The 24,157-nt window shown below is 54.1% G+C and carries 19 protein-coding genes; 11 read left to right on the top strand and 8 right to left on the bottom strand.

The window, feature by feature from the left end; genetic code table 11:
* Window positions 1-230: 230 nt before the first annotated feature.
* From WFL93_RS05320 to WFL93_RS05305, 4 genes are all read left to right on the top strand, one after another.
* Window positions 231-1,289 carry an alkene reductase gene (locus WFL93_RS05320; protein ID WP_336777418.1) on the top strand — a complete coding sequence of 353 codons (1,059 nt, stop codon included), beginning with the start codon at window positions 231-233 and terminating at the stop codon, window positions 1,287-1,289.
* Between the two features lie 657 nt (window positions 1,290-1,946).
* Window positions 1,947-3,653: an ABC-F family ATP-binding cassette domain-containing protein gene (locus WFL93_RS05315; protein ID WP_336777417.1), complete on the top strand. Its 1,707-nt coding sequence runs from the start codon at window positions 1,947-1,949 to the stop codon at window positions 3,651-3,653.
* Between the two features lie 259 nt (window positions 3,654-3,912).
* Complete coding sequence (locus WFL93_RS05310) at window positions 3,913-5,088, top strand: efflux RND transporter periplasmic adaptor subunit (protein ID WP_336777416.1); 1,176 nt, start codon at window positions 3,913-3,915, stop codon at window positions 5,086-5,088.
* Window positions 5,085-7,022, top strand: a complete 1,938-nt coding sequence (locus WFL93_RS05305; protein WP_336777415.1) for a MacB family efflux pump subunit — start codon at window positions 5,085-5,087, stop codon at window positions 7,020-7,022. Before WFL93_RS05310 ends, WFL93_RS05305 begins: the two co-directional genes overlap by 4 nt.
* A gap of 76 nt (window positions 7,023-7,098) precedes the next feature.
* Here the strand turns inward: WFL93_RS05305 and WFL93_RS05300 are convergent, their stop codons facing one another.
* Window positions 7,099-7,926 carry a MurR/RpiR family transcriptional regulator gene (locus WFL93_RS05300; RefSeq protein ID WP_007890143.1) on the bottom strand — a complete coding sequence of 276 codons (828 nt, stop codon included), beginning with the start codon at window positions 7,924-7,926 and terminating at the stop codon, window positions 7,099-7,101.
* Between the two features lie 154 nt (window positions 7,927-8,080).
* Here WFL93_RS05300 and WFL93_RS05295 point away from each other — a divergent pair, with 154 nt between their 5' ends.
* The gene (locus tag WFL93_RS05295) at window positions 8,081-9,640 is read left to right on the top strand and encodes a maltose/glucose-specific PTS transporter subunit IIC (protein ID WP_336777414.1); all 1,560 of its coding nucleotides are present in this window, start codon (window positions 8,081-8,083) and stop codon (window positions 9,638-9,640) included.
* A complete protein-coding gene (locus WFL93_RS05290; RefSeq protein ID WP_336777413.1) occupies window positions 9,637-10,329 on the top strand; it encodes an N-acetylmannosamine-6-phosphate 2-epimerase in 693 nt (230 codons plus the stop codon). Before WFL93_RS05295 ends, WFL93_RS05290 begins: the two co-directional genes overlap by 4 nt.
* Before the next feature lie 34 nt (window positions 10,330-10,363).
* On the opposite strand, the gene WFL93_RS05285 is transcribed toward WFL93_RS05290, so the two are convergent.
* Window positions 10,364-11,938 carry a BCCT family transporter gene (locus tag WFL93_RS05285; RefSeq protein WP_049851694.1) on the bottom strand — a complete coding sequence of 525 codons (1,575 nt, stop codon included), beginning with the start codon at window positions 11,936-11,938 and terminating at the stop codon, window positions 10,364-10,366.
* Between the two features lie 156 nt (window positions 11,939-12,094).
* On the opposite strand from WFL93_RS05285, the gene betI reads away from it, so the two are divergent.
* From betI to betA, 3 genes are read left to right on the top strand one after another with little or no spacing between them, the layout of a single operon-like run.
* Window positions 12,095-12,688 carry a transcriptional regulator BetI gene (gene betI, locus WFL93_RS05280; RefSeq protein WP_336777412.1) on the top strand — a complete coding sequence of 198 codons (594 nt, stop codon included), beginning with the start codon at window positions 12,095-12,097 and terminating at the stop codon, window positions 12,686-12,688.
* Between the two features lie 32 nt (window positions 12,689-12,720).
* Window positions 12,721-14,193 (top strand): betaine-aldehyde dehydrogenase, encoded by a 1,473-nt coding sequence (gene betB, locus WFL93_RS05275; RefSeq protein ID WP_007890148.1) that lies wholly within the window; start codon window positions 12,721-12,723, stop codon window positions 14,191-14,193.
* A gap of 15 nt (window positions 14,194-14,208) precedes the next feature.
* Complete coding sequence (gene betA / locus WFL93_RS05270; protein ID WP_336777955.1) at window positions 14,209-15,888, top strand: choline dehydrogenase; 1,680 nt, start codon at window positions 14,209-14,211, stop codon at window positions 15,886-15,888.
* A gap of 199 nt (window positions 15,889-16,087) precedes the next feature.
* On the opposite strand, the gene WFL93_RS05265 is transcribed toward betA, so the two are convergent.
* On the bottom strand, window positions 16,088-17,221 hold the full coding sequence (locus WFL93_RS05265) for an MFS transporter (RefSeq protein WP_336777411.1): 1,134 nt from the start codon (window positions 17,219-17,221) through the stop codon (window positions 16,088-16,090).
* 137 nt (window positions 17,222-17,358) lie between these two features.
* On the opposite strand from WFL93_RS05265, the gene WFL93_RS05260 reads away from it, so the two are divergent.
* On the top strand, window positions 17,359-18,108 hold the full coding sequence (locus WFL93_RS05260; protein ID WP_336777410.1) for an IclR family transcriptional regulator: 750 nt from the start codon (window positions 17,359-17,361) through the stop codon (window positions 18,106-18,108).
* Here the strand turns inward: WFL93_RS05260 and WFL93_RS05255 are convergent.
* The 5 genes from WFL93_RS05255 to WFL93_RS05235 form a co-directional block, all read right to left on the bottom strand.
* The gene (locus tag WFL93_RS05255; protein ID WP_336777409.1) at window positions 18,105-18,416 is read right to left on the bottom strand and encodes a cupin domain-containing protein; all 312 of its coding nucleotides are present in this window, start codon (window positions 18,414-18,416) and stop codon (window positions 18,105-18,107) included. The two genes, WFL93_RS05260 and WFL93_RS05255, sit on opposite strands and share 4 nt — an antisense overlap.
* A 142-nt stretch (window positions 18,417-18,558) precedes the next feature.
* Complete coding sequence (locus WFL93_RS05250) at window positions 18,559-18,774, bottom strand: YdgH/BhsA/McbA-like domain containing protein (protein ID WP_007890153.1); 216 nt, start codon at window positions 18,772-18,774, stop codon at window positions 18,559-18,561.
* Between the two features lie 196 nt (window positions 18,775-18,970).
* A complete protein-coding gene (locus WFL93_RS05245; protein ID WP_007890154.1) occupies window positions 18,971-19,186 on the bottom strand; it encodes a YdgH/BhsA/McbA-like domain containing protein in 216 nt (71 codons plus the stop codon).
* A 121-nt stretch (window positions 19,187-19,307) separates the two neighbouring features.
* On the bottom strand, window positions 19,308-20,201 hold the full coding sequence (locus WFL93_RS05240; protein ID WP_336777408.1) for a dihydrodipicolinate synthase family protein: 894 nt from the start codon (window positions 20,199-20,201) through the stop codon (window positions 19,308-19,310).
* A 114-nt stretch (window positions 20,202-20,315) separates the two neighbouring features.
* Complete coding sequence (locus WFL93_RS05235; protein WP_007890156.1) at window positions 20,316-21,404, bottom strand: YncE family protein; 1,089 nt, start codon at window positions 21,402-21,404, stop codon at window positions 20,316-20,318.
* Between the two features lie 462 nt (window positions 21,405-21,866).
* Here WFL93_RS05235 and fhuE point away from each other — a divergent pair, with 462 nt between their 5' ends.
* Window positions 21,867-24,029, top strand: coding sequence for a ferric-rhodotorulic acid/ferric-coprogen receptor FhuE (gene fhuE / locus WFL93_RS05230; RefSeq protein WP_336777407.1), 2,163 nt, complete (start codon window positions 21,867-21,869; stop codon window positions 24,027-24,029).
* The last annotated feature ends 128 nt before the right edge of the window (window positions 24,030-24,157 follow it).

Genomic DNA, 24,157 nt, shown 5'->3' with positions numbered 1-24,157 from the left:
CATTTTTTTCATTTTAATGGGTGAGCAGAGCATTTTTAATTTTTTACTTACCGACGCTGGATGATTTTTAACACGCTACATCCGGGATTATTTTTCATTTCGATGTAAAAAAATATAGATGAAGTTATTTGCGTGACCATGCATCACGGCAGAATATCTGTATTAATTTTATTTATTAATACAGCGCTGTTTTAGCACCCTATCCTCTTAGCAGGCACAGGAAAAGAAAAATGGATAAATTATTTACCCCGCTCAAACTTGGGCATTTAACGCTGAACAACCGTCTGGTGATGGCTCCCATGACCCGAAGCCGTGCGGAATATGATGGCACGCCGGCTGAGCTTGCAGTTGAATACTACGCACAGCGCGCCGACGTGGGTCTTATCGTTGCAGAAGGGACGCAGCCCAGCGATGACGGACAGGGTTACTTAATGACGCCCGGTATTTACACCGACGCGCACGTGGCCGGCTGGAAAAAAATTGTTTCAGCCGTTCACAATAAGGACGGGCATTTGTTCATCCAGCTCATGCATACCGGCCGTATGAATCATCCTGACAATACGCCACACCATCGTCAGGGCGTGGCACCTTCTGCTATTGCCCCCGGCGTGCAGATTTTTACTGCTACCGGCATGCGGGATATTCCGGTGCCTCGCGAACTGACAACGGACGAAATCCACAACACGATTGCTGATTTCCGCTATGCGGCACGGCGAGCTGTTGAGGCCGGTGCCGACGGTGTGGAAATCCACGGCGCTAATGCCTATCTGATACACCAGTTTTTAGCGGCCAGCGCCAACCAGCGCAGCGATGAATATGGCGGCTCGATTGAAAATCGTGCACGTTTTGCGCTGGAGGTGGCGGCAGCCATTGCAGAAGAGATTGGTGCAGACAAAACCGCCATACGTCTTTCCCCCGGCAGCCAGATTTGGGGTATTAATGAAGGTGAAGAAGGTCCGGCGCTTTATCGTTACCTGGTTGCTGAGCTGAATAAGCTCGGACTTAGCTACCTGCATATTATGCATATGGGCAATGAGACATTGTTGGGTGAATTGCGGGCGTTATGGACTCAGACGCTGATACTGAATCGCCCAGGGAACAGCAGAGAAAGGATTGGCGATGATATCCAGTCGGGACTTGCCGAACTGGAATCTTACGGCCAAATGATTCTGGCTAACCCGGACTTCGTCAGCCGTATTAAAACAGGGGCTACACTAAACAATGCAGACACGGCGACCTATTATGGCGGTGGTGTCGCAGGATATACGGATTATCCCGAGATAAAGTGATTTATATTTTTTCAATAAAGAGGATGAAACTTTAGGTATATCCTCTTTTTATTTTTATCACCACACCATATTTCTTTTGTCTTGCGGGGTTCGGGTATTACTTACTCATCAATATCCTCCATTATTAAGACTGGATACATAACTTGATATATTGATTACTCGGGTCGTCGATCACGTCCGCTTTAACACAAAGCGGCCTTCCCCACGTTCTTATGATCTGCCATCTATGAAAATTCCAAGTCTAAAATCTGCTCAATTTTCAACCAGTTTTGCAGAAGAGTTTTGCTGGAGTTTTGCAGAAGACATCTGACGCCGATTTTTACCGACCGGGCTCATTATCGATGCCTGCGCCCTGTCCGGTACGTCATAGCGAGCGCCACCACACTTCTGGTATTTTTGACTGGAAAGTGCCGCTTTTCGCCACTATTATCGGCCCATCTTTTCACTTACTGATAACTAAGGAGGATTACTATGCCCGCGTGTGAATTGTTTATTTACTCACACTTTTATAGTAATTGGCCGCGCTCAGGCATTGCCGCACTCGTGCTGCGATAATCCGCCCTGAGCGAAGTTTTCTGAATATCTTTACTCTCTGGGTTGTCGTCAGCTTTTCTATGACGTCAGGCTTTTTTGCGCCTGCAACTTATGAGTAAGCACATGAGCACTCTACTTTCCGCCCACGCTGTCGGCTTCGATAACGCCTTCGGTGCCCTGTTTCACGATATCCATTTCAGCCTAAAAAAAGGCGACCGCATCGGTTTGCTGGGTGATAACGGCACCGGCAAAAGCACCTTGCTAAAAATCCTCAGCGGCGAACTGGCAGCCAGCCACGGCAGCATTACCCAGTCCAATCACTGTTTGCTGGCGCGTATTGAGCAGCATCTGCCTGCTGAACTGCATACTGCTTCACTGCTCGATGCCGTAATGGCGCGTTTGCCAGAACAGCGCGATGGCTGGCGCGCCGAAGCGCTGCTCGGCAGCCTCGGTTTTAGCGAGCAGCAACAGTTACAAACCGTCGCCGCGCTGAGCGGCGGCCAGCATATGCGTTTGCTGCTGGCGCGGGCGCTGGTCCTCCAGCCGGATCTGCTGCTACTGGATGAACCCAGCAACCACCTTGACCTGCCAACACTGCTATGGCTGGAAAACTTTCTTACCCGTTGGAGCGGCAGTTTTGTGCTGGTTTCGCATGACAGCAGCTTGCTGGATAGCGTTACCAACTGCAGCTGGATTCTGCGTGATAAGGGACTGCAACTCTTCCGCCTGCCCTGCACGGCCGCACGTCAGGCGTTACTTGAACAAGATGCAGCCGACGCGCAACGCTTTCAGGCTGAGCAGAAGGAGATCGATCGCGTCGAGAAAAGCGCCAAACGTCTGGCGATTTGGGGACGCACTTACGATAACGAAGGTTTGTCACGCAAAGCTCAGCAAATGGAGAAGCGCGCCAGTTGGTTGAAAGAGGCGCAAACCACGCTGAGTGAAGGATCCTTGTGGCGGCTGCAGCTGCACGGTGAAGCGCTGGAGGCCGATCGCGTGCTGGCGCTGCCTGAGATGACGATTCGGCCTGCCGCAGACGCGCCTGCGCTGTTTTCGTTACCGCTGCTGCAGGTGAAAAGTGGCGATCGCGTGGCGATTGTCGGACGCAACGGTTCGGGCAAATCATCGTTGCTGCGGCACTTATGGCGGGAATATCAGCAAACCGACAGCGCGCTGTTTCATCCGCGTGCGCGTCTTGGCTACTACGACCAAGGTCTACATCAGCTGCGCGATGCGGATACGCTGAGTGACGCGCTGGCTCATTTCGCGCCGCTCAGCGACGAACAGCGCAAAATGGCGCTGATCGCGGCTGGATTCCCCTATCTACGCCATCAACAGCTGATTGGTTCACTGAGCGGCGGGGAGCGTTCGCGGCTGATGTTTGTTGGATTAACCCTGGCGCGTTATTCGTTACTGTTGCTGGATGAACCCACCAACCATTTGGATATGGTGGGCAAGGAGGAGCTGGCGGAAGCGCTAACTCAGTTCGACGGCGCAGTTTTGCTGGTATCACACGATCGCCAGTTAATCGCTAACAGCTGTAATCGCTTTTGGTTGATTGAAGATCGGCAACTCAGCGAGTGGCATGATTTTGAGGCGGTCACCTCGCGCCTGCGGGCTGAGCAAGCGGAAATCACCTTTGCGCCTTCTCAGGCTGACTTACGGGAAATATCACAGGCAGCGGATGAGGATGCTCTGCTGCTGGCGCTGCTGGAGGTCGAAAGCAAGCTGGAGGAGGATCTAACGCGCAAACCGAAGCATCAAAAACCAGCGTTACAGGCGCTGTGGCGTGAGGAGATTGCGATGCTTAAAGCCCAGCTCGGCCTGTAAGTTATGAACAGGTAAATCAGGTCGCCATGGATGGCGTAATGATCGTCTTTTAAGCGGCGAGCAACTTCATTATCGCCTTCATCATTTTTCCTCACGGAATGGCATGTAACACCGAGTTGTCCTGAGTCAAAAGTGGCTCAGATAAGCTGTAAACAACTCAGCGGGGGTTTCTATTCGGTAACGTAGAAAAATAACGGAAAATTTACTCCTGATTATTGCCGTAAGTGATTATGATTCTCACTTCATAAAAGGGACGCTTATGCTGACTATTTCTAAAAAGTGGCTTTTAGCCGCACTCGCTGCTGTCATTCTCCTGCTACTGATCTGGCATTTCTCTGGGTCGCGCAATAAACCGAATACCGTCGTCACCGCCGTGGTGCGCCAGGGCGATATCGAAAACGTCATTGCTGCAACCGGCAAAATGGACGCGGTTGAGCGCGTTAATGTCGGCGCGCAGGTTTCTGGTCAGGTAAAAAAGCTCTATATCAAGACAGGCGATAACGTCACTAAAGGCCAGCTGATCGCCGAGATAGACGATCAGCCGCAGCGCAGCGATTTGCGCAATGCACAGGCGGCACTCAGCGTGGCGCAAGCTGATTTAGCGACGCGAGAAGCCACGCTGTTACGGCAGGACGCACAATTCAAACGTCTGCAACAGATGATTAAAACCAATGCGGTATCTCGCCAGGATTTTGATCAAGCGGCGGAAGCCTGGAGCATTGCGCAGGCGGAGCTGACGGCACAGAAAGCGCGCGTGATTCAGGCACAAATTGAGGTTGATAAGAAGCAGCTCGATCTCGGCTATACGCGCATCATGGCGCCGATGGATGGCACCGTGGTCGCTATTGTCACCAGGCAAGGTCAGACGGTGAATGCGGTACAAACCGCGCCAACAATCGCCAAACTGGCGCAGCTGGGCACCATGACCATCAAAGTGCAAATCTCCGAGGCGGATATCAATAATGTGCAGCCCGGGCAAAAGGCGTGGTTCACCACCTTCTCGAATCCGGACAAACGCTATAACGCCACGCTGCGCAGTCTCGAACTGGCTCCCGAATCGGTGATGAAAGATGATGCGCTGATGGGCAATAGCGAAAGCACGCCGAGCAGCAGCACCAACGCCGCAGTCTATTACAACGCCCTGCTTGATGTGCCCAACCCGGACAATGCGCTGCGCATCTCCATGACCGCGCAGGTCAACCTGCTGCGTGATGCAGCAAAAAACACCTTGCTGGTGCCGGTGCAGGCGACGAAGAGAGATGCCGATGGCAAAACCTACGTCGAAATCCCGGACCAGGATAACAAACCGGTGAAACGCACCATCACCACCGGCATTTCCGACAGCGTGGACATTCAGGTGTTGAGCGGCTTAAAAGCCGGGGAAAAAGTGATCCTTGCCACCCAGACTGCGGGCGCTGACAAGGTGCTAATGTGAATATTATCGAACTGAAAAACATCCAGCGCAGCTATGTTAACGGTTCGCAATCCCTGCATGTGCTGAAAGACATCAATCTGAGCATCGCCAGCGGTGAACTCGTGGCGATCATCGGCCCGTCCGGTTCGGGAAAATCCACGCTACTGAATATTCTCGGCTGCCTGGATGCGCCGGACAGCGGCGACTATTTGATCAGCGGGCAGAATACCGCCAGCTTGTCGCCGGATGCGCTGGCGAAAGTGCGTCGTGAGCATATTGGCTTTATCTTCCAGCGCTATCACTTGATGCCGGACCTCAGCGCGTTGAGTAACGTTGAAATCCCGGCTATCTACGCCAATCTTCAGGGCAAGGCGCGCCAGCAGCGTGCGGCAGATCTGCTGGCACGTTTAGGCTTACAGGGCCGCGAACACCACAAGCCGGGCGAACTCTCCGGCGGCCAGCAGCAGCGCGTGAGTATTGCGCGTGCGCTGATTAACGGTGCCGAAATTATCCTCGCCGATGAACCCACCGGCGCGCTGGATTCACACTCTGGCGAGGAAGTGCTGCGCATCCTGCACGATCTCAATCGCGAAGGTCATACGGTGATCATCGTGACGCACGACATGAAAGTGGCGCAGCACGCCGATCGTATTATCGAGATTCAGGATGGCGAGATTTTTGCCGATAGCGGCCGCAAACAGGATGCCGCGCGCGCGCGTTACGTCCCTGCTGCCCGCAAAAGTCACAGCAAACTGCGCGGATTGATTGACCGCTTACGCGAATCGTTGCGCATGGCGCTGAATGCCATGAACGCCCATCGGCTGCGTACCGCATTAACCATGACCGGCATTATTTTTGGCATTGCGGCGGTGGTGACGGTGGTGGCGCTCGGCCAGGGCGCGCGGCAAAAAACCCTCGAGAGCATTTCCGGGCTCGGCACCAACGTGGTGTCGGTGTATGCCGGCGGTGATTTCGTTGAGGATGAGGCGCATCCGGTGCTAACGCTGGTGATGGCGGATGCGGAAGTGATCGCGCGTCAGCAGTTTGTCGCCGCGGTAAGCCCGGAGATGATCGCCAGCCAGCCGATTCGCTATCTCTCCAACTCGTCGAAAACCTCGGTGTACGGCGTCGGCAAAGACTACTTCCAGATTCAGGGCATTAAGCTGCTGGAAGGCAGCAACTTCAGCGACGAACGGCATGCGCGCCAGGAGATCATCATTGATACCAACACGCGCAATAAGCTGTTTGGCGAACAGGCTGATAGTCCGGTTGGCAAGATGATCGTGCTGGGGTCGGTGCCAGTGCGCGTAATTGGCGTGGCGGATAATAATGATGGCATGTCGCCTAATCGCCTTAGCGTATGGCTGCCATGGAGCACCGTGATGTATCGCATCAGCGGACAAACCGCGCTTACCAGCATCAGCATTAAGTTAAAAGAGGATGTGGTGAGCGGCCCGGCTGTCGAATCGCTGACGCAACTGCTGACGGCACGTCACGGCACTAAAGATTTCCTGATGTTCAACCGCGACAAATATCGCAAAGCCATCGAGGATGCGGCGGCAACGCTTACCTTGTTAATTCTGCTGGTGGCCTCAATTGCGTTGATGATCGGCAGCATTGGCGTAATGAATATTATGCTGGTGTCGGTAACGGAGCGTACCCATGAAATCGGCGTGCGCATGGCGGTGGGCGCGCGACGCGGCGATATCATGCAGCAGTTTATGATTGAAGCGGTGTTGGTGTGTTTAGTCGGCGGATCGCTCGGCGTGGCGCTGGCGTTGGTGATTGGCCCTATCATCAGCTTGCTGGCAGGTGGCATGATCACCGCGATATTCTCATGGCAATCGGCGGGTGCAGCGTTTGCCTGTTCCACTATCATCGGCATGATTTTTGGCTATCTGCCCGCCCGCAAAGCCGCGCGGATGGATCCGGTCGCGGCGTTAGCGAGCGAGTGATTTGAAACGGTGCGCATAAATGCGCACCCTACAAGTTCGAAGGGTCGCCATTCATGGCGACCGTCAAGCATATAACTCAGATCAGCATCGGCAAGGTTGCGCTGGCCGTTTGCTGGCTGGCCGCCAGGTAACGCGCATCGTGCGTCATTAATTCATTAATCAACACTTCTACCAGCATCATCGCGCCCACTTTGCCGCTCAACGCGCCCGCGTTGAATGGCCCTTCCGGACGCGCCGCCACCAGCAACATATCGGCTAAATTGCCCATCGGACTGCGCAGCGTATTGCTCAGCATCAGCACGCGCGCATGCTGCTTTTTCGCCACTTTCACCACGTGCATCACATCCTTCGTCGAGCCAGATGCCGAGATAGCGATGACCAAATCGCCCTCTTGCAGCGTCGAAGCATTCATCGCCGCGCGGTGCATGTCACCAAATAATTGCGCCGATTTTCCCAGGCGTAAAAGACGATAATGCAGATATTCACCGGTAATCGCGCTGGCCGCCACGCCATAAATCTGGATGGTTTTGGCCTGATGCAGCGCCTCCACCGCGTGCTGCAGCACCTCGCGGTTGATGAATTTTCCGGTATCACGCAGCGCCTGCACCGTCTCCTCAACCAGCATATCGATGCTGTCACCGCTGGCCATCGCTGCTGGCTGATTGTGCTGCACATCCAGCGCCAGCGCCATTTTGAATTCGGTATAGCCCTTGCAGCCCAGATGACGGCACAAACGCGTCACGCTGGCTTCACTGGTTTCCGTTTCGCGCGCCAGCTCGGTAATGGTGAGATACAACACTTTTTGCGCATCGGTGAGAATAAAATCGCCCAACTTTTGCAGCGTTGGGCTATAGCCCGGCAACGCCTGGCGCAGGTGCAGCAAAATGTTTTCATTGTCCGTCATGGCGACCTTCCTTCTACACGTCATTTATGCGGCACAGTGTGCAGCAGATTAGGGCATAAGTGAAAGCTATCACAATAATGATGGAAATTTTCAACAGATGAATTAGATTGTGGTAATAATTTTTACCACAAACACACTTCAGGGATAAAAATTTATGTCATCACTGTTCAGCGCTACCTCTTCAGGCGGTTGGTTTGAAAAAGCCCAACGCTTTGGCAAATCTTTTATGTTGCCTATTGCCGTCTTACCCGCCGCCGGTTTGCTGCTGGGCATTGGCGGTGCCCTTTCCAATCCTAATACCATTAAGGCTTACCCTTTTCTCGATGTCGCCTGGTTACAAGGCGTTTTCACCATCATGGCGAGTGCCGGTTCCGTGGTGTTCGCCAACCTGGCGGTGCTGTTTGCGGTGGGTGTCGCAGTTGGGCTGGCGAAAAGTGACAAAGGCACCGCAGGACTTGCCTCTCTGCTGGCCTATCTGGTGATGAATGCCACCATCAATGCGCTGCTGACGCTGACCGGCGTGCTGGCGCAGGGCAATCTCAGCGCGGTGGGACAAGGAATGGCGCTCGGCATTCAGACGCTGGAGACCGGCGTGTTTGGCGGCGTGGTCATCGGGCTGGTGACCGCCATGCTGCATAACCGCTACAACAAGATTGCCCTGCCGCAGTTCCTCGGCTTCTTTGGCGGTTCGCGCTTCGTGCCGATCATCAGCTCGTTCGTCGCTATTCTGGTGGGTGCGGCGATGACCATCGTCTGGCCGCATTTCCAGAAGTTGATTTTTGGCCTTGGCGGCTTAGTTGATGCCACCGGCTATTTTGGCACCTTTATCTACGGCTTCGTGCTGCGCATGCTCGGCCCGTTCGGCCTGCATCACATCTTTTATCTGCCATTCTGGACCACCGCGCTCGGTGGCAGCGAAGTGATCAATGGGCAGTTGGTGGAAGGCACACAGCGCATCTTCTTTGCCCAGCTGGCCGATCCCGCTACCCAGCAATTTTACGTTGGCACGTCGCGCTTTATGTCGGGGCGCTTTATCACCATGATGTTTGGCCTGATTGGCGCGTGTCTGGCGATGTATCACACCGCCAAACCGGAAAACCGCCAACGCGTCGCTGGCTTGTTGCTCTCTGCGGCGCTGACCTCCTTCCTCACCGGCATAACTGAACCGATCGAGTTCTCATTCCTGTTTGTCGCGCCGGTGCTGTATGTCATTCACGCGCTGTTCGATGGCCTGGCATTTATGATCGCCCACATCCTGCACATCACCATTGGCCAAACTTTCTCCGGCGGATTGATCGATTTCATCCTGTTCGGCGTGTTGCAGGGCGAAGCCAAAACCCATTGGTGGTACGTCCCGCTGGTCGGCGTGCCGTGGTTCCTGCTCTATTACTTCATCTTCCGCCTGCTGATTACCCGCTTCAATTTCAAAACGCCGGGCCGTGAAGATGCGGTGCTTGAAAGCGCGCCGATGGTGGCCGGCGAGCGTCCGCAACAGGTGATCGCTGCACTGGGTGGCAAAGAGAACATTAGCGAACTGGATTGCTGCGCCACGCGCTTGCGTATCACGCTCATTGATAGCAGCAAACTGGATGAGGTCGGATTGAAAGCCACTGGCGCACGCGCCGTGATCCAACGTGGCAAAGGCGTACAGGTCATTTACGGCCCGCACGTCACCATTATCAAAAATGAAGTAGAGGAGTTACTTGCGCTATGAAAGCACCGATGCTGGCACAGATTAAAGGAAAACTGGTGGTCTCGTGTCAGGCTCTGGAAGATGAGCCGCTACACAGCCCCTTTATTATGTCGCGCATGGCATTAGCCGCGATGGAGGGTGGCGCAGCAGCGATTCGCGCCAACAGCCTGATCGACGTGCAGCAGATTATGCAAACCGTGGATCTGCCGATTATCGCCATCATCAAACGCGATTATCCCGGCAGCGATGTCTACATCACCGCCACCTTACGCGAAGTGGATGAGTTGATGGTGGCCAATCCAGCAATGATGGCGCTGGATGCCACGCTGCATGCACGTCCCGGCGAGTTGCAGCTGCCAGAATTGGTGGCGGCGATTCGTCAGCGCTATCCGCAGTTACTGTTGATGGCCGACATTGCCACCGTGGATGAAGCGCGTCAGGCCTCGCAGTTAGGCTTTGATTGTGTCGGCACTACGCTGCACGGTTACACCAGGGAAACCCAAGGCTGCTATTTGGCGGCCGATGATTGCCGCTTCCTGCGCGAGGTACTGGCAGCGGTAACCGTGCCGGTGATTGCCGAGGGGAATGTTGAATCGCCAGAAATGGCGGCGCATTGCCTGGCGTTGGGCGCGCACGCGGTGGTGGTGGGCGGCGCGATTACCCGCCCACAGCAGATTACGCGCCGCTTTGTGAATGCCATCAGTGAATAACCATAAGGTGTCCATCACTGGGCACCTTAACGGGTTACTGCGTGGTTTTCTCATTCACCACGGCGGCAACTTCAGACGGTGCCATCTGATTTAGATCTTTATACAGACTTGCCATATACAGCACGATAACAAGTGAGAACGGCAATCCACACAGCACTACCGCGGTTTGCATCGCACTGAAGCTGCCCGCATACAGTAAACCGGCACACACCAACGTGGTGACGCATGCCCAGAAGATACGCAGCCACGCCGGTGCATCGTCGCTCACGCCGCCGCCTTTGCTTGATAGATTGGCAATCATCAGCGTGCCGGAATCCACTGGCGTCAGGAACAGCACGAAGCTGATGAGGATGGTGAATCCGGCGACCAACTGGGTAAACGGCAGATACTCAAACAGTTTGAACACGGCCATTGGCGGATCGCTCAGCGCCACCTGACCAAGAATGGCATGACCGCCCTCCAGCACCAGACTGATCGCGGTATTACCAAACAGCGACAGCCATGCGAGAGTAAAGCCGAGCGGAATCAACAGCACACCGAAGATCAATTCGCGAATCGTACGGCCTTTGGAAATACGCGCTATGAACAGACCAACAAAGGGCGCCCAGGCAACCCACCACGCCCAGTAGAACAGCGTCCAGGCGCCCTGCCACTGGCGAGCTTTACCATACAGGTAGAGATTGAAGCTCTTGCCGACAATCGAGGTCAGATAATCGCCGACGTTTTGCATCATGCCGTTGACCAACGTCATCGTCGGTCCGGCAACGAACACAAACAGCAACAGCAGGCAAAGAAAACCGACGTTGATGTTGGATAACATCGCAATCCCTTTCTCTACTCCGGTCACTGCCGCCAGCGTCGCCACGACCATCATCAGCACGATTAATATCATCAACACGTTAGTGTTTTGCGGAATGTGGAAGAGATAGTTGAGGCCGGAGTTCACCAGCAGCGCGCCGATGCCGAGGTTGGTCACCATCGAGATCACCGTCACCAGGATGCCAAAGCTATCAACCAAATGCCCAATCCAGCCATGAATCCGCTTACCAAACAGCGGATAGAGCGCGGAACGCAAGGCGAGCGGTAGATCGCGACGATAGGCAAACCACGCCAGCGCCGTGGCGATTAAGGCGTATAGCGCCCAGCCATGCAGGCCCCAATGTAAGAAGGTAATCGCCATCGCCTGACGCGCCGCTTCAACCGTTCCACCCTGACCTTCCGGCGGTTGCAGGAAATGGTCGAGCGGTTCATAAGCACCGTAATAGACCAGCGCGATACCAATGCCCGCCGAGAACAGCATGGCGACCCACGAGGCATAGCCAAACTGCGGTTTTTCATCGTCATGGCCGAGTTTGAGTTGACCAAAGCGGGATAGTGCCAGCCAAAAAACAAACACCATACACACCACCATCAGCAGCATGTAATACCAGCCAAACATATCCGCCACCCAAAGTTGGGCGTGGTTTAGCCATTTCTGACTCGCCGAGGGATACAGCACGATCATAAAGGCCAGCACCAGAATCACGCTGGCTGAACTCAGAAACACCGCGAAGTTAACGCGGATCGGTTCTTCTTCTACTTTGATGGGGCTATGACTCTTCACTGTCATGGTTCTCTTCCTGGTACAGGTAAACAGCGGTTCCGGATGGCAACATATAGTTAACATTCGACCACATTTATTTGACATTTATGCAGCATAAAGTACATTGATTGAACGTTCAATCAATCAATAAACATTCCAATAAAAACAAGCGGAGTCTTGACGGTGCGCAAAGAAATTCCCGAAAAACGCAAAGAGCAGCTGATTAACGCCGCATTTGAAACCATCGGCGACATAGGGCTGGCGGGAATCACCCTGTCGCAGGTGGCCAAAGAGGCCGGCATGTCTACCGGTATCGTTAGTCATTACTTCGGTGACAAAGAGGGATTGTTAAACGCCACCATGCGCAAGATCCTGCGCGATCTGCGCGATGGCATTGCGGAATGCCGGGCCAACGCCCCGAGGCAAGATGTTCGCGCGCAGCTTTTTGCCATCATCGATGCCAACTTCCATCCCAGCCAAACCAGCGCCAATTCAATGCGCGCCTGGCTCGACTTTTGGGCTGCGAGTATGCACAACAGCGAACTGCGCCGCCTGCAACGCCTTAACGATCGGCGTCTTTACTCGAATATTTGCTGGCAGTTTCGCCAGGTGATGTCGCCAGAGCTGGCGCGCAAATCGGCACGTGGACTGGCGGCGTTAATTGATGGCCTGTGGCTGCGCGGCAGTCTGACCGGAAAGGATTTTGATGTAGAGCAGGCATGTTCGATCGCCCGCGACTATGTCGAGGAAAAACTGGCAATGCTGCCAGTTGCGTAACAAAAGAGCCAAAAGCTAAGGAACAGACAAGAATGGCAAAGTATCCCCTACAACAACTCTACATTGATGGTCAGTTGACCGATGCCAGTGGCAAAGAGACGTTTGAAACCATCAACCCCGCCAACGGCGAGGTGCTGGCACAGGTACAACGTGCCACGCAAGCCGACGTCGAACGTGCGGTAGCCAGTGCTGAGCGCGGCCAGCGTATCTGGGCGGCAATGACCGCCACCGAGCGCTCGCGCATTCTGCTGCGAGCCGTTGCTATCCTGCGTGAACGCAATGACGAACTGGCGGAGCTGGAAACCCTCGATACCGGCAAACCCTACTCTGAAACCTCCGCCGTGGATATCGTCACCGGCGCCGATGTGCTGGAGTATTACGCCGGACTGGCGACCATCATCGAGGGTGAACAGTATCCACTGCGCGACACCAGCTTCTTCTATACACGTCGTGAGCCGCTGGGCGTCACGGCGGGTATCGGCGCGTGGAACTATCCGATTCAGATCGCGCTGTGGAAATCTGCACCGGCGCTGGCTGCCGGCAACGCAATGATCTTCAAGCCAAGCGAAGTCACGCCGCTCAGCGTGTTGAAACTGGCCGAAATCTACACCGAAGCCGGCCTGCCTGACGGCGTATTTAACGTGGTACAAGGCGCCGGGCGTGAAGTGGGCCAATGGCTGACCGAACATCCGCGCATTGCGAAAATCTCGTTCACGGGCGGCATCGAAACCGGCAAAAAAGTGATGGCGAGTGCGGCAGGATCAACGCTAAAAGACGTAACCATGGAGCTGGGCGGCAAATCCCCGCTGCTGATTTTACCGGATGCCGATATTGAGCAAGCCGCAGATATCGCCATGATGGCGAACTTCTACAGCTCCGGCCAGGTGTGCACCAACGGTACACGCGTCTTCGTGCATCGTTCGCAAAAAGCGGCGCTGGAACAAGCGTTGCTGGTGCGCGCTCAACGTATCCGTCTCGGTCAGCCAATGGATGCCGACACCAATTTTGGTCCGCTGGTGAGCTTTGCGCATATGGAAAATGTCCTGCGCTACATCGAACTCGGTAAGCAGGAAGGCGCTAACGTCCTGATTGGCGGTGCGCGCGAAACGCAGGGTGCCTACGCGCAAGGCGCATGGGTACAGCCGACCATTTTCACCGATTGCGAAGATCATCACACCATCGTCAAAGAGGAGATCTTTGGCCCGGTGATGAGCATCCTGACCTATGACGACCAAGAGGAAGTGATTCGCCGCGCGAATGATACGCACTTTGGCCTGGCGGCGGGTGTGGTAACCCGAGATCTGGCCACCGCACACCGCGTGATCCACCGCCTTGAAGCGGGCATCTGCTGGATCAATAGCTGGGGCGAATCCCCGGCGCAAATGCCGGTTGGCGGTTATAAGCAATCCGGTGTTGGCCGCGAAAACGGTATTTCAACCCTTGCCCATTACACCCGTATCAAATCTATCCAGGTTGAACTGAACCCGTTCAGCTCCGTGTTTTAATCGAAGGAACGCATGATGAGCATCACCAGGGAGTATGACTACATTATTATTGGTGCCGGTTCAGCCGGTAACGTGCTGGCCACGCGCCTGACCGAGGACGCGAACGTCAGCGTGCTGTTATTAGAGGCCGGTGGCCCGGATTACCGTCAGGATTTCCGCACGCAAATGCCTGCGGCCCTCGCCTTCCCTTTGCAGGGACGCCGCTATAACTGGGCGTATCAGACCGATCCTGAACCGCATATGAATAATCGTCGCATGGAGTGCGGACGCGGGAAAGGACTTGGCGGTTCGTCGCTGATCAACGGCATGTGCTACATCCGTGGCAATGCAATGGATTACGATAACTGGGCGAAGCAACCGGGTCTGGAAAACTGGAGCTATCTCGACTGCCTGCCCTACTTCAAAGCCGCAGAGCGCCGCGATATTGGTGGCAATGATTACCATGGCGATTGTGGCCCTGTAAGCGTAACCACCCCTAAATCCGACAATAACGTGCTGTTCCACGCGATGGTGGAAGCCGGCGTGCAGGCGGGCTATCCGCGTACCGATGATCTGAACGGTTATCAGCAGGAAGGGTTCGGTCCGATGGACAGAACAGTGACGCCGAAAGGTCGTCGCGCCAGTACTGCGCGCGGCTATCTCGATCAGGCCCGTTCACGTCCCAACCTGACGATAGAAGTGCACGCGCTGACCGACCGCATTGTGTTTGATAACAAGCGCGCCTGTGGCGTCAAATGGCTGCAAAAAGAGGTGCCGCATGAGGCGCGTGCGCGTCGTGAAGTGCTGTTGTGCGCGGGAGCGATCGCCTCACCTCAGGTGTTGCAGCGTTCGGGCGTGGGTCCGGCGGACTTATTGAAAAGTCTGGATATTCCGCTAGTTCACGACCTGCCGGGCGTGGGCGCCAACCTGCAGGATCACCTGGAAATGTATCTGCAATATGAGTGTAAGCAGCCGGTTTCACTGGCGCCTGCGCTTAAACTGCACAATCAACCTGCGATTGGTGCCGAATGGCTATTTAATGGCAGCGGTATCGGTGCCAGCAATCAGTTTGAAGCGGGTGGATTTATTCGTTCTGACGAAGAGTTCGAGTGGCCGAATATTCAATATCACTTCCTGCCGGTAGCGATTAATTACAACGGCTCGAACCCGATTAAAACGCACAGCTTCCAGGCGCACGTCGGTTCAATGCGATCGCCCAGCCGTGGACGCGTTCACGTCACGTCGAAAGATCCTAACGCGCATCCGAGCATCTTGTTCAACTACATGTCGGACGATCAGGATTGGCGTGAATTCCGCGCAGCGATTCGTCTTACCCGTGAAATTATCGCTCAGCGTGCCCTGGATCCGTTCCGTGGCCGCGAGATATCGCCGGGTTTGGCGGTACAAAGTGACGAAGAGCTGGATAAATTCGTGCGCGAACACGCAGAAACCGCTTATCACCCGTCGTGCTCGAATGCCATGGGCTATCACGACATGGCCGTGGTGGGTAATGACGGTAAAGTGCATGGCGTTGAAGCTCTGCGCGTGGTGGATGCCTCGATCATGCCGCAAATTACTACCGGTAACTTAAACGCGCCGACCATAATGATCGCCGAGAAAATTGCCGATATGATTCGTGGTCGTCCTGCTTTACCGCGCGTAACAGTGCCTTACTACGTTGCCAATGGCGCGCCGGTGCGCCGCCAGCCGCAGTAATCAAATCAAGTTGAAAGGGTTCATTGAATATGAACCCTTTTTTCTGCGGATTGGTCCGCCTTCCACGTAAAAAAACCAACCACTCAAGGTTATCCACAATCCCCGTGCGTAGAGTCGACGTTATCCTGTGGATAAAACTCGCATCACTGCATACAGCGCTCGATGCACGCATGCGGTCATTTTTCGCACGATTCATTAATCAGAGGGAGGATGTCCGACCAACTTTGCCCATGGCAAAAACGTTGATTGCCGCGAGCACCGCCGCCGCCACAAAGGCGCTGGCGAAGCCACCGGGCAGCCAGGCCATGAATGCCGCGAGAAACTGACCAGAGAAGATTGCCATCGATAAACGTGCCAGCTGACGCCCCCTTGCGTGTGGCTGGCTGATGTTCACCGTCATATGATTAACCAGCGGAATCGACAAGCCGAACCCCATCCCCAGCAATATACCGCCCGGAATAAACAGCACCATGTTAGGAGCCGCGGCAAACTCCAGATGTGCCAGCAGATAACAGACAAATGCCATCACTAACGTCGTATAACTGCCGAATCGCTGCGCGACATCCGGCATGATCGCGGCCGCCAGCACCGCCACCAACGAAACAAACGAGAGAAAATAACCAATGTGCGCGGCATCAATCCCCATCATGGCAAAGCGCTGCGGCAGCATAATGACGGCGGTAAAAAAGCACATCATCGAACAGAGCGCGGCCAGCAACACCGGGCGCAGTTGGCGATCGCTGTTCTGCGCTGAATGGTTAATCTCCAGAGAAGCTGGCGGCTGCGGCGGACGCGGCACGGTGATCACCACCATTAGCAACATCAGCCAGGCAAAAAGATAGAGAAAATAGGGCCAGCGCCAGCTGATGGAAGCCAGAATGCCGCCCAGAAAAAGAAACAGTACGCCGCCTAACTCTATGGCCATGCCCTGCCGCGCCATCATGGCTAAGCGAGTCTCTCCCGCGTAGAAACTGGCAATCAGGCTGGTGCCCGCCGCCATCACGACCGCCGTGGCGCCTCCCAGCAATAAACGGTCGATAATTTGCAGCCCGGCGCCTGGTAACCACGCGCCGGCGACACCGAGCAAGCCATAACAGAGCAATCCGATCAGCAAAAGCGTATAAGCGCCCCAGCGATCGATGGCGCGGCCCGCGAACGGACCCGCCAGCACCACGCCGAGTGAAGGGAGTGTGACCAGCCAGTTGGCCATATTACTGACGCCAAGCTGTGCGGCGATTTCGCTAAGGCCGGGCACGATGACACATCCCACCATAATCGTCAGGCAGCTGACCGCCAGCAGCGAAAAGGCGCCGGTTCGTTTAATGGATGACACACATTCTCCTGATGTCCGAATAATGGACACAAAACCAAATAATGGACAACAGTGTTGGAGGAATTGCTAGCGCTGTCAATCACCGCACCGCAACATGCTATAGTGATGCCAGCTAAAATCGCGCGGAATGATAAAAAATGAGTGTGGAAACAGAGAGTAATGGATCACAAGTTATTGCGCGCGCTGCAACCATTCTGCGGGCGCTGGAAGATCGTCCGGCGGGGTTATCGATCGCCGCGTTAGCGAAGATCACCGACCTGCCGCGCACTACGGTGCATCGGCTGGTGTCTTCATTGATCGCGCAGCAGCTGTTATTGCAGGATAGCGACGGCATCAAACTCGGCCCGGCACTGGCGCGTCTTGCCGCCTCAGCACATACCGATATTATTACGCTGTCGCAGCCTGCGATGGCGACGCTGGGACGCCGCACGCGCGAAACGGTTGACCTCTGCGTCTGGCGCGGCACGCATACCGTGCTGGTGAGTCAGGTGGTTTCGGATCAGGAGTTGCGCGTGGCCTCGCCGGTCAGCACCGCATTTCCTTCGCACTGCGCGGCGCATGGCAAAGCATTACTGGCGGAGGAAGCAGAAGATACGCTGCAGGCGCTGCTGCCACAGTTGCAGGAGGTTCGAACCGGGAAGACGATGCAGGATCGTAAGCTGCTGCTTAAAGAGATAGCGATTATCCGCCAGCAGGGTTATGCGGTTGATCGCGAAGAACATGCACGCGGAGTGTGCGGCATCAGCGTGGCGCTGCAAACCGGCGTCGGCGAGCGCTATGCCTTAGCCATTGCCGCACCGGCATTACGTTTTGATGAGCAGTTTGCGCATTTACTGGCTGCACTGCTACAAGCAAAAGCGGAAATTGAGGCGCTGCTGGCGCGTTAGACCGAATCTTCTTTTTCAATCACCAGAACGCGTGCTTCTCCCTGCGGATGTGCCACATGCTCAGTACCGATGCTGGCGTAAAAGATGTCGCCCGTATTGAGCAGCACTTTCTTCACGTCACCGCTTTCGCGGTAATGCATTTCCACCGCGCCATCCAGCACCGCGAAGACCTCTTCGCCATCATTGATATGCCATTTGTAAGGTTGATTCGTCCAGTGTAAGCGCACGCTGGTGCCGGCGAAGTTAGCGATGTCTAAGGCTTGCCAGGCTTTGGACGGGGTGAAGTTTTTAGTGATGATGGTTTTCATGCGATGTCCGATTAAGTAAGTGCTGCGTTGATGATACACACAGTATTGAGCTGTCGCGGGACACACGCAGACCATTTACGGACATTCAGAAACAGCAAAGCCGCCCGTAGGCGGCCTTAACACAACTGCTTGTGTAGCTAACTTATTTGTACAGCTCTGCAGTCATGTGTACGCGGTTGTTGGTGTTCGCTTCAGTAATTTTGTACTGAGCGCCCTGCTCTTGTGCCTGAGCAGCAATTTTGGCTTCAGCACCGTCAAGGGTAGAAGACTCAACGGATACGCTCTGTGCAAAGCTGGCAGCAGACATCATTGAAAGAGCAGCAACAGCGGCGATAGACAGTGTTTTGATGGTTTTCATGGTCATAATCCTTAGTGGTTTAAATAAGAAGGCTGTGTGCCTTCGATGGAAACAATAATAACTCTAGTTATCGTTTCAAGATTAACCATTAGTGCGATCACGATAACTTACGTAACTATACGCTTGTATGGGTTTCATATACAAAAAAGGCCGCCCGTAGGCGACCTGTTCTGGCATATCCGTATGCAACCATCCGTTATTTGTAAAGTTCAGCAGTCATATGCACAACATTACCGTTGCTGGCTTCCAAAATTTTGTACTGCTCGCCATTCTGTTTAGCCTGCGCAGCAATTTTAGCTTCAGCACCATCAAGAGTAAGTGAAGTGGCTGAAACAGTTTGTGCGAAGCTAGCAGCAGACATCAGTGAAAGAGCAGCGGCAGCGGCAATAGTCAGTGTTTTAATCGTTTTCATGGTCATATTCCTTTGGTTGTTTGATGTGAAGGCTGTGCGCCTTCGATGGAAACAATAATAACCATTGAAACTATTATCAGATTAACTATTAGTGCGATCACAGTTAATCAGCTAACTATAACTATGCCAAATCCAGCTTCGCGATCACTTTTTGTATCTCTGCCACATCCGCCGCCGTCAGCGAGCGCAACGGTCGCGGTAAACAATTCGTCTCAGTTAATCCCAGGATGCCCGCTGCCGCGGCGATGACGCGCAAACTGCCGCCGTGTTGGGTAAATAGCGCCCAAAGCGGATCCAGACGCTGCGCCTGGGCAGCAACGGCCGCGAAATCTCCAGTCATCGCAGCATCAGCCAATGCTTTGGCGGTACGCGGGAACAGTCCACCACATACCGAATACCACAGGTCACAACCGGCGATCAGGCCGGGCCCCGCAAACGCATCGCCGCTGACGCCAATCGTGACGCTGGCGGGTAATTGAGCGCGCAGCGACTTTACACGTTGCGTGGCGGCGGCAATATCTGCCGGTACGCCAGGAATTTTGATTGAGGCGATATTGGGCAGCGTAGCGATTCGCGCATGCAGCGCATCGGAAAACACAACGTGGGTGGTACCAGGATTGTCGTAAATGCAGATCGGCAGCGAAACCTGCCGCGTGACGTCCTGATAAAGCCCAAACACCTCTTCATCACTGAGTTTCTGGTAAGAAAGCGCCGGTAATAATAACGCGCTGGCACCGGCCTGCTGCGCATCATCGGCCAGTCGCAACACTTCATCTGTGCTCATCGCGCCAATGCTCACCATCACCGGAATATTATCCGCATGCTGCACCGCCAGCGTCGCAATACGCTTGCGCTGTTCACGCGTGAAATAGGCATAACTGCCGGTTGAACCCAGCACGCCGAGCGAATCCACTTTCGCATCGGTTAAGCGTTTGAGGATGTTGAGAAACGCTTTTTCGTCAATACCTGAAGCATTCAGCGGAGTTAGTGGAAACGCACTCAGTCCTGTAAACATAGCCAGCGCCTTATAGAGATAAAAATGAGAAAAATCATATCCAGCAAGGTTATAAGCCATCAGAAACAAAAATGCCCTCTTCCGAGGGCATGATTTTACGCTGAAACTAAAATCTTATTTCAGGGCGATACGTGCAATCTGATCCTGGCCTTTGGTTGAGGAGTCTTTGTTGAACTCCGCTTTCAACGTGACATACAACGTATTGTTATCTGGGCCAATCAGCAGGCTGTTTGGATTATTATCAAACGACCAGCTGTTTTTCACTGCGTAAGTTGTCGCATCAAGCTGCAACACTTTCTTCGATTCGCGCTGGCTGATGTAGATCTCATTACGCTTGGCGTTGAACTTGATACCCAGCGCATCACCTTCAATACGTTTAATCACTTTGCCGGTGCGCTCATCAAACACCAGCGTAGCTTTGCCTTTGGAATCGTCGGTGACAAACAGACGACCGGTTGCAGGATCTTCCGCCATATTCAGGAACAGGTACTCTTTGCCGTCGCCTGCAGTCCAGCGCTTCTCAATCTTGTGGCTACGTGGATTGATCACCAGAATCTCGCCCGCGCCGTTGGTGGCGTAAATGCGTTCAGTCAGCGGTGAATAGATGATGCCGGTTACCCATTTGCCCGCATTCTGGATGGTGGCCTTCAGCTTGAAGGTTTTCACGTCAACTACCGAGATATAACCCGGATCGGCCACGCGACCAACGTACAGCTCATTGCCATGCCACAGCACTTCACGTGCGCCTGCCGGATACCCTTCTTTATCTTTCTTGCCCGGGAAGACTAAACGTTCGAGCACTTTGCCGCTGTTCGCATCCACTTTAGAGATCGCGCCGTCCAGCGAGTTGGTGGTGTAGAACACGCTACCTTGCTCATCAATCGCGGTGCCGAAGTTTTTCAGATCGGTATGCGTTACGCCCTTCGTCTCTAATGAAGTGGGGTCGAGACGATAAATCACGCCACCGTTGACGTCTTTAAAGCTCTGCGCGCTGGCAACGTATAACGCTTTCGCAGCTGGCGAGTACGCCATTTCATACAGGCCATCGCCTAAAGTGCGTTGGGTCAGCGCAGTATCAACCGGCTTAGCGGTGGCGGCTGGCGCTTCAGCTTTTTTAGCAGGGGCCTGGCATGCGGTCAGGCTGCATGCGGCGACGATTGCAGCGGCAACGGCGGCTTTGCGCGGGCTAAATAACGATTTCATGCTCAACTCCATCAATGGATGAACGGCTCCGCTACGCGTCTGCGCGCACGGAAGAATACAAGAAGAATGAGAATCATACGCATTAGCATGAACTTAGCAACTTTCTCGTCGCTTATAGCCGTCCTGCGTTATTTCTTGCGCAGGCTAACGCCCTTTCTCAACCAATTTTTGCGCTAAAACTTCCTGTATTTGCCAGCAATATAATGAAAACGTGAGTTATTAACGGGTTATATCTGCGCTTATCTCATTGATATAAGTCATGTTTACATATTATTACAATTACAAATGAAACCTTCCGAGATTCTTTAAAGCAAATGATTATCATTGGCCTTCTCATTAAATGCGTAGTGGCATCTTACGCGACCTTCATTCTGCCCTCTTAGGCTGATGCGTAAGGACGCACACCATAAAAAACTGAAGCGAATCAGCTTCATATAACTTGCGTTATCTACAGGAATTTTTATGTCAGGCATCAGGAAAACCTTCACCGTCTCCATGCTGGCTATGGCGATTCATGCCCTGCTTAATCCAGCATTGGCGCAGGCCGCAGCCAGCAGCAGCGAGAATCAGCAAGATTTAGTGGTCGATGCCTCCGCCGCTGGCGAGGGTGATAACAATGAAAAACAGGATTACGCAGTGAAAACCACGCGAGCCGGCACCAAGATGCTGCTGACTCCGCGTGATGTTCCGCAATCGTTGAGCGTGGTAACGCAGCAGCGTATGCAGGATCAGAATCTGCAATCGGTAAACGATGTGCTGACCAATGCCACCGGCATCTCCACCAATCTGATCGACAGCGAACGTTCGGAATACTATTCACGCGGCTTTAGAGTCAGCAACTTCTCTTTCGACGGCATCCCAACCTCGGTCAATGACACCTGGAATTACGGTGATGCCGCGTCTGATACCGCGATTTACGATCGGATTGAGATCGTGCGCGGCGCCACCGGTTTGATGAGCGGCGCGGGAAGCCCGTCAGCCTCGATCAACATGGTACGCAAACACGCCGACAGCAAAACCTTTACCGGCAGCGTAAGCGCCAGCTATGGCAGCTGGAATAAACAGCGTTACGTTGCCGATCTCTCGGCACCGCTGAATCAGGATGGTAGCTTACGCGGGCGCGTAGTAACCGGTTATAGCGATGAAGACAGCTGGCTTGACCGCTACCATAAAACCAAAAAATTCCTTTACGGCGTGCTAGATGCCGACATCACCGAGCACACCACGCTGTCGCTGGGCTATGACTACGAAGATGCCAACACCGGCAATCCTACGTGGGGCGGCTTACCGATGTTCTATAGCAACAACGCCACCACGCATTACGATCGTAGCCTCAACTCCGCGGCAAACTGGGCGCGCTACAACACCAATTCACGCAAAGTGTTCGCCGACATCGATCATAACTTTGATAACGGTTGGAACATTCACGTCAATGGCACGCACGCGGAAAACACCTTCAACGATAAGTTGCTGTATGTGACGGGCAGTGCCGATCAGGATAGCGGTGCAGGCACCACCGGTTACGGCAGCATGGATCGCGGCAAACGTCAGATGGACTCCTTCGACGGTTACGCCAGCGGCCCGTTTGAACTGCTTGGTCGTCAGCATCAGTTGATGGCGGGCGTCAGCTACAGTCGCCAGCATAACGCGACCTACAGCCAGGATGGCGTTACCGATCTGGAAAACTATGATATCGCCACAGGCGATATGGGCATTTTCAATAACAGCTGGAACGGCAATATCGCCGAGCCACAGTGGCAAGGTTGGTACCAGAATGCGGACGATACTATCCGCCAGAAATCGGCCTACACCGCCGCGCGTTTCTCGCTGGCCGATCCGCTGTCGCTGATTATTGGCGCGCGCTATACGCAGTGGAGCACCAACGGCAGCAGCGGCAACATGACCAAAAACAACACCACGCCATACGCCGGGTTAGTGTATGACATCAACGACACCTGGTCAGCGTACGGCAGCTATACCTCGGTCTTCCTGCCACAAACTTATCGCGATACCAGCGGCAAATATCTGTCGCCGGTCACCGGTAAAAGCTATGAAACCGGCCTGAAATCCGCCTGGTATGATGGTCGTTTAACGGCAACGATGGCGGTATTCCGTATCGAGCAGGACAACGTCGGTGAGGCGATTAATGGCGTCTACCTGAGCGGCAACGAACAGGCTTATGCGCCGGCGAAAGGTGCGGTGAGTAAAGGTGCGGAGTTTGAGCTAAACGGTGCGCTAACGGATAATCTGCAACTCACTTTTGGTGCGACTCGCTACGTGGCACGTGATAAAGATGGCCGTTTCAACAGTTATCAGCCGCAAACTTCCTTCAAACTGTTTACGCGTTATCAACTGCCGATGTTGCCGGATCTCACGGTCGGCGGCGGCCTGAACTGGCAGAATCGCGTGTTTGAAGATACTACCAATGCCAGCGGCGATACCGTACGCGTTTATCAAGGCAGTATTCCACTGGCATCACTGTTTGCGCGTTATCAGGTCACTAAACAGGTGGCGGTCCAGGCAAACGTGGATAACCTGTTTGACCGCGAATATTACAGCTACATGAACAGCTACGTTTATGGCGCGCCGCGCAGCTACTCAGTCAGCGTTTCGTATCAGTTCTGATCATCCGGGTCGCCATAAAGGTACGACCGGGCACATAGGTAACAGATCAGACCGGGCACATAGGTAACACATTTGTGCTCAGTCTATCCGGATAATACGTTTTTCTGCCTGGTCATAATACGCCAGTA

Source organism: Pantoea sp. USHLN256 (assembly GCF_037149875.1).
Lineage (GTDB): Bacteria > Pseudomonadota > Gammaproteobacteria > Enterobacterales > Enterobacteriaceae > Pantoea > Pantoea nemavictus.
Note: the sequence above shows the minus strand (reverse complement) of the source record. Positions and strands in the feature narration are given on the sequence as shown.

Bases quoted from the DNA above. Each gene is read 5' to 3' on its own strand.
- WFL93_RS05320 (WP_336777418.1), top strand. From the start codon at position 231: ATGGATAAATTATTTACCCCGCTCAAACTTGGGCATTTAACGCTGAAC.
- WFL93_RS05315 (WP_336777417.1), top strand. From the start codon at position 1,947: ATGAGCACTCTACTTTCCGCCCACGCTGTCGGCTTCGATAACGCCTTC.
- WFL93_RS05310 (WP_336777416.1), top strand. From the start codon at position 3,913: ATGCTGACTATTTCTAAAAAGTGGCTTTTAGCCGCACTCGCTGCTGTC.
- WFL93_RS05300 (WP_007890143.1), bottom strand. From the start codon at position 7,926: ATGACGGACAATGAAAACATTTTGCTGCACCTGCGCCAGGCGTTGCCG.
- WFL93_RS05295 (WP_336777414.1), top strand. From the start codon at position 8,081: ATGTCATCACTGTTCAGCGCTACCTCTTCAGGCGGTTGGTTTGAAAAA.
- WFL93_RS05290 (WP_336777413.1), top strand. From the start codon at position 9,637: ATGAAAGCACCGATGCTGGCACAGATTAAAGGAAAACTGGTGGTCTCG.
- WFL93_RS05285 (WP_049851694.1), bottom strand. From the start codon at position 11,938: ATGACAGTGAAGAGTCATAGCCCCATCAAAGTAGAAGAAGAACCGATC.
- betB (WP_007890148.1), top strand. From the start codon at position 12,721: ATGGCAAAGTATCCCCTACAACAACTCTACATTGATGGTCAGTTGACC.
- betA (WP_336777955.1), top strand. From the start codon at position 14,209: ATGAGCATCACCAGGGAGTATGACTACATTATTATTGGTGCCGGTTCA.
- WFL93_RS05260 (WP_336777410.1), top strand. From the start codon at position 17,359: ATGAGTGTGGAAACAGAGAGTAATGGATCACAAGTTATTGCGCGCGCT.
- WFL93_RS05255 (WP_336777409.1), bottom strand. From the start codon at position 18,416: ATGAAAACCATCATCACTAAAAACTTCACCCCGTCCAAAGCCTGGCAA.
- WFL93_RS05250 (WP_007890153.1), bottom strand. From the start codon at position 18,774: ATGAAAACCATCAAAACACTGTCTATCGCCGCTGTTGCTGCTCTTTCA.
- WFL93_RS05245 (WP_007890154.1), bottom strand. From the start codon at position 19,186: ATGAAAACGATTAAAACACTGACTATTGCCGCTGCCGCTGCTCTTTCA.
- WFL93_RS05240 (WP_336777408.1), bottom strand. From the start codon at position 20,201: ATGTTTACAGGACTGAGTGCGTTTCCACTAACTCCGCTGAATGCTTCA.
- WFL93_RS05235 (WP_007890156.1), bottom strand. From the start codon at position 21,404: ATGAAATCGTTATTTAGCCCGCGCAAAGCCGCCGTTGCCGCTGCAATC.
- fhuE (WP_336777407.1), top strand. From the start codon at position 21,867: ATGTCAGGCATCAGGAAAACCTTCACCGTCTCCATGCTGGCTATGGCG.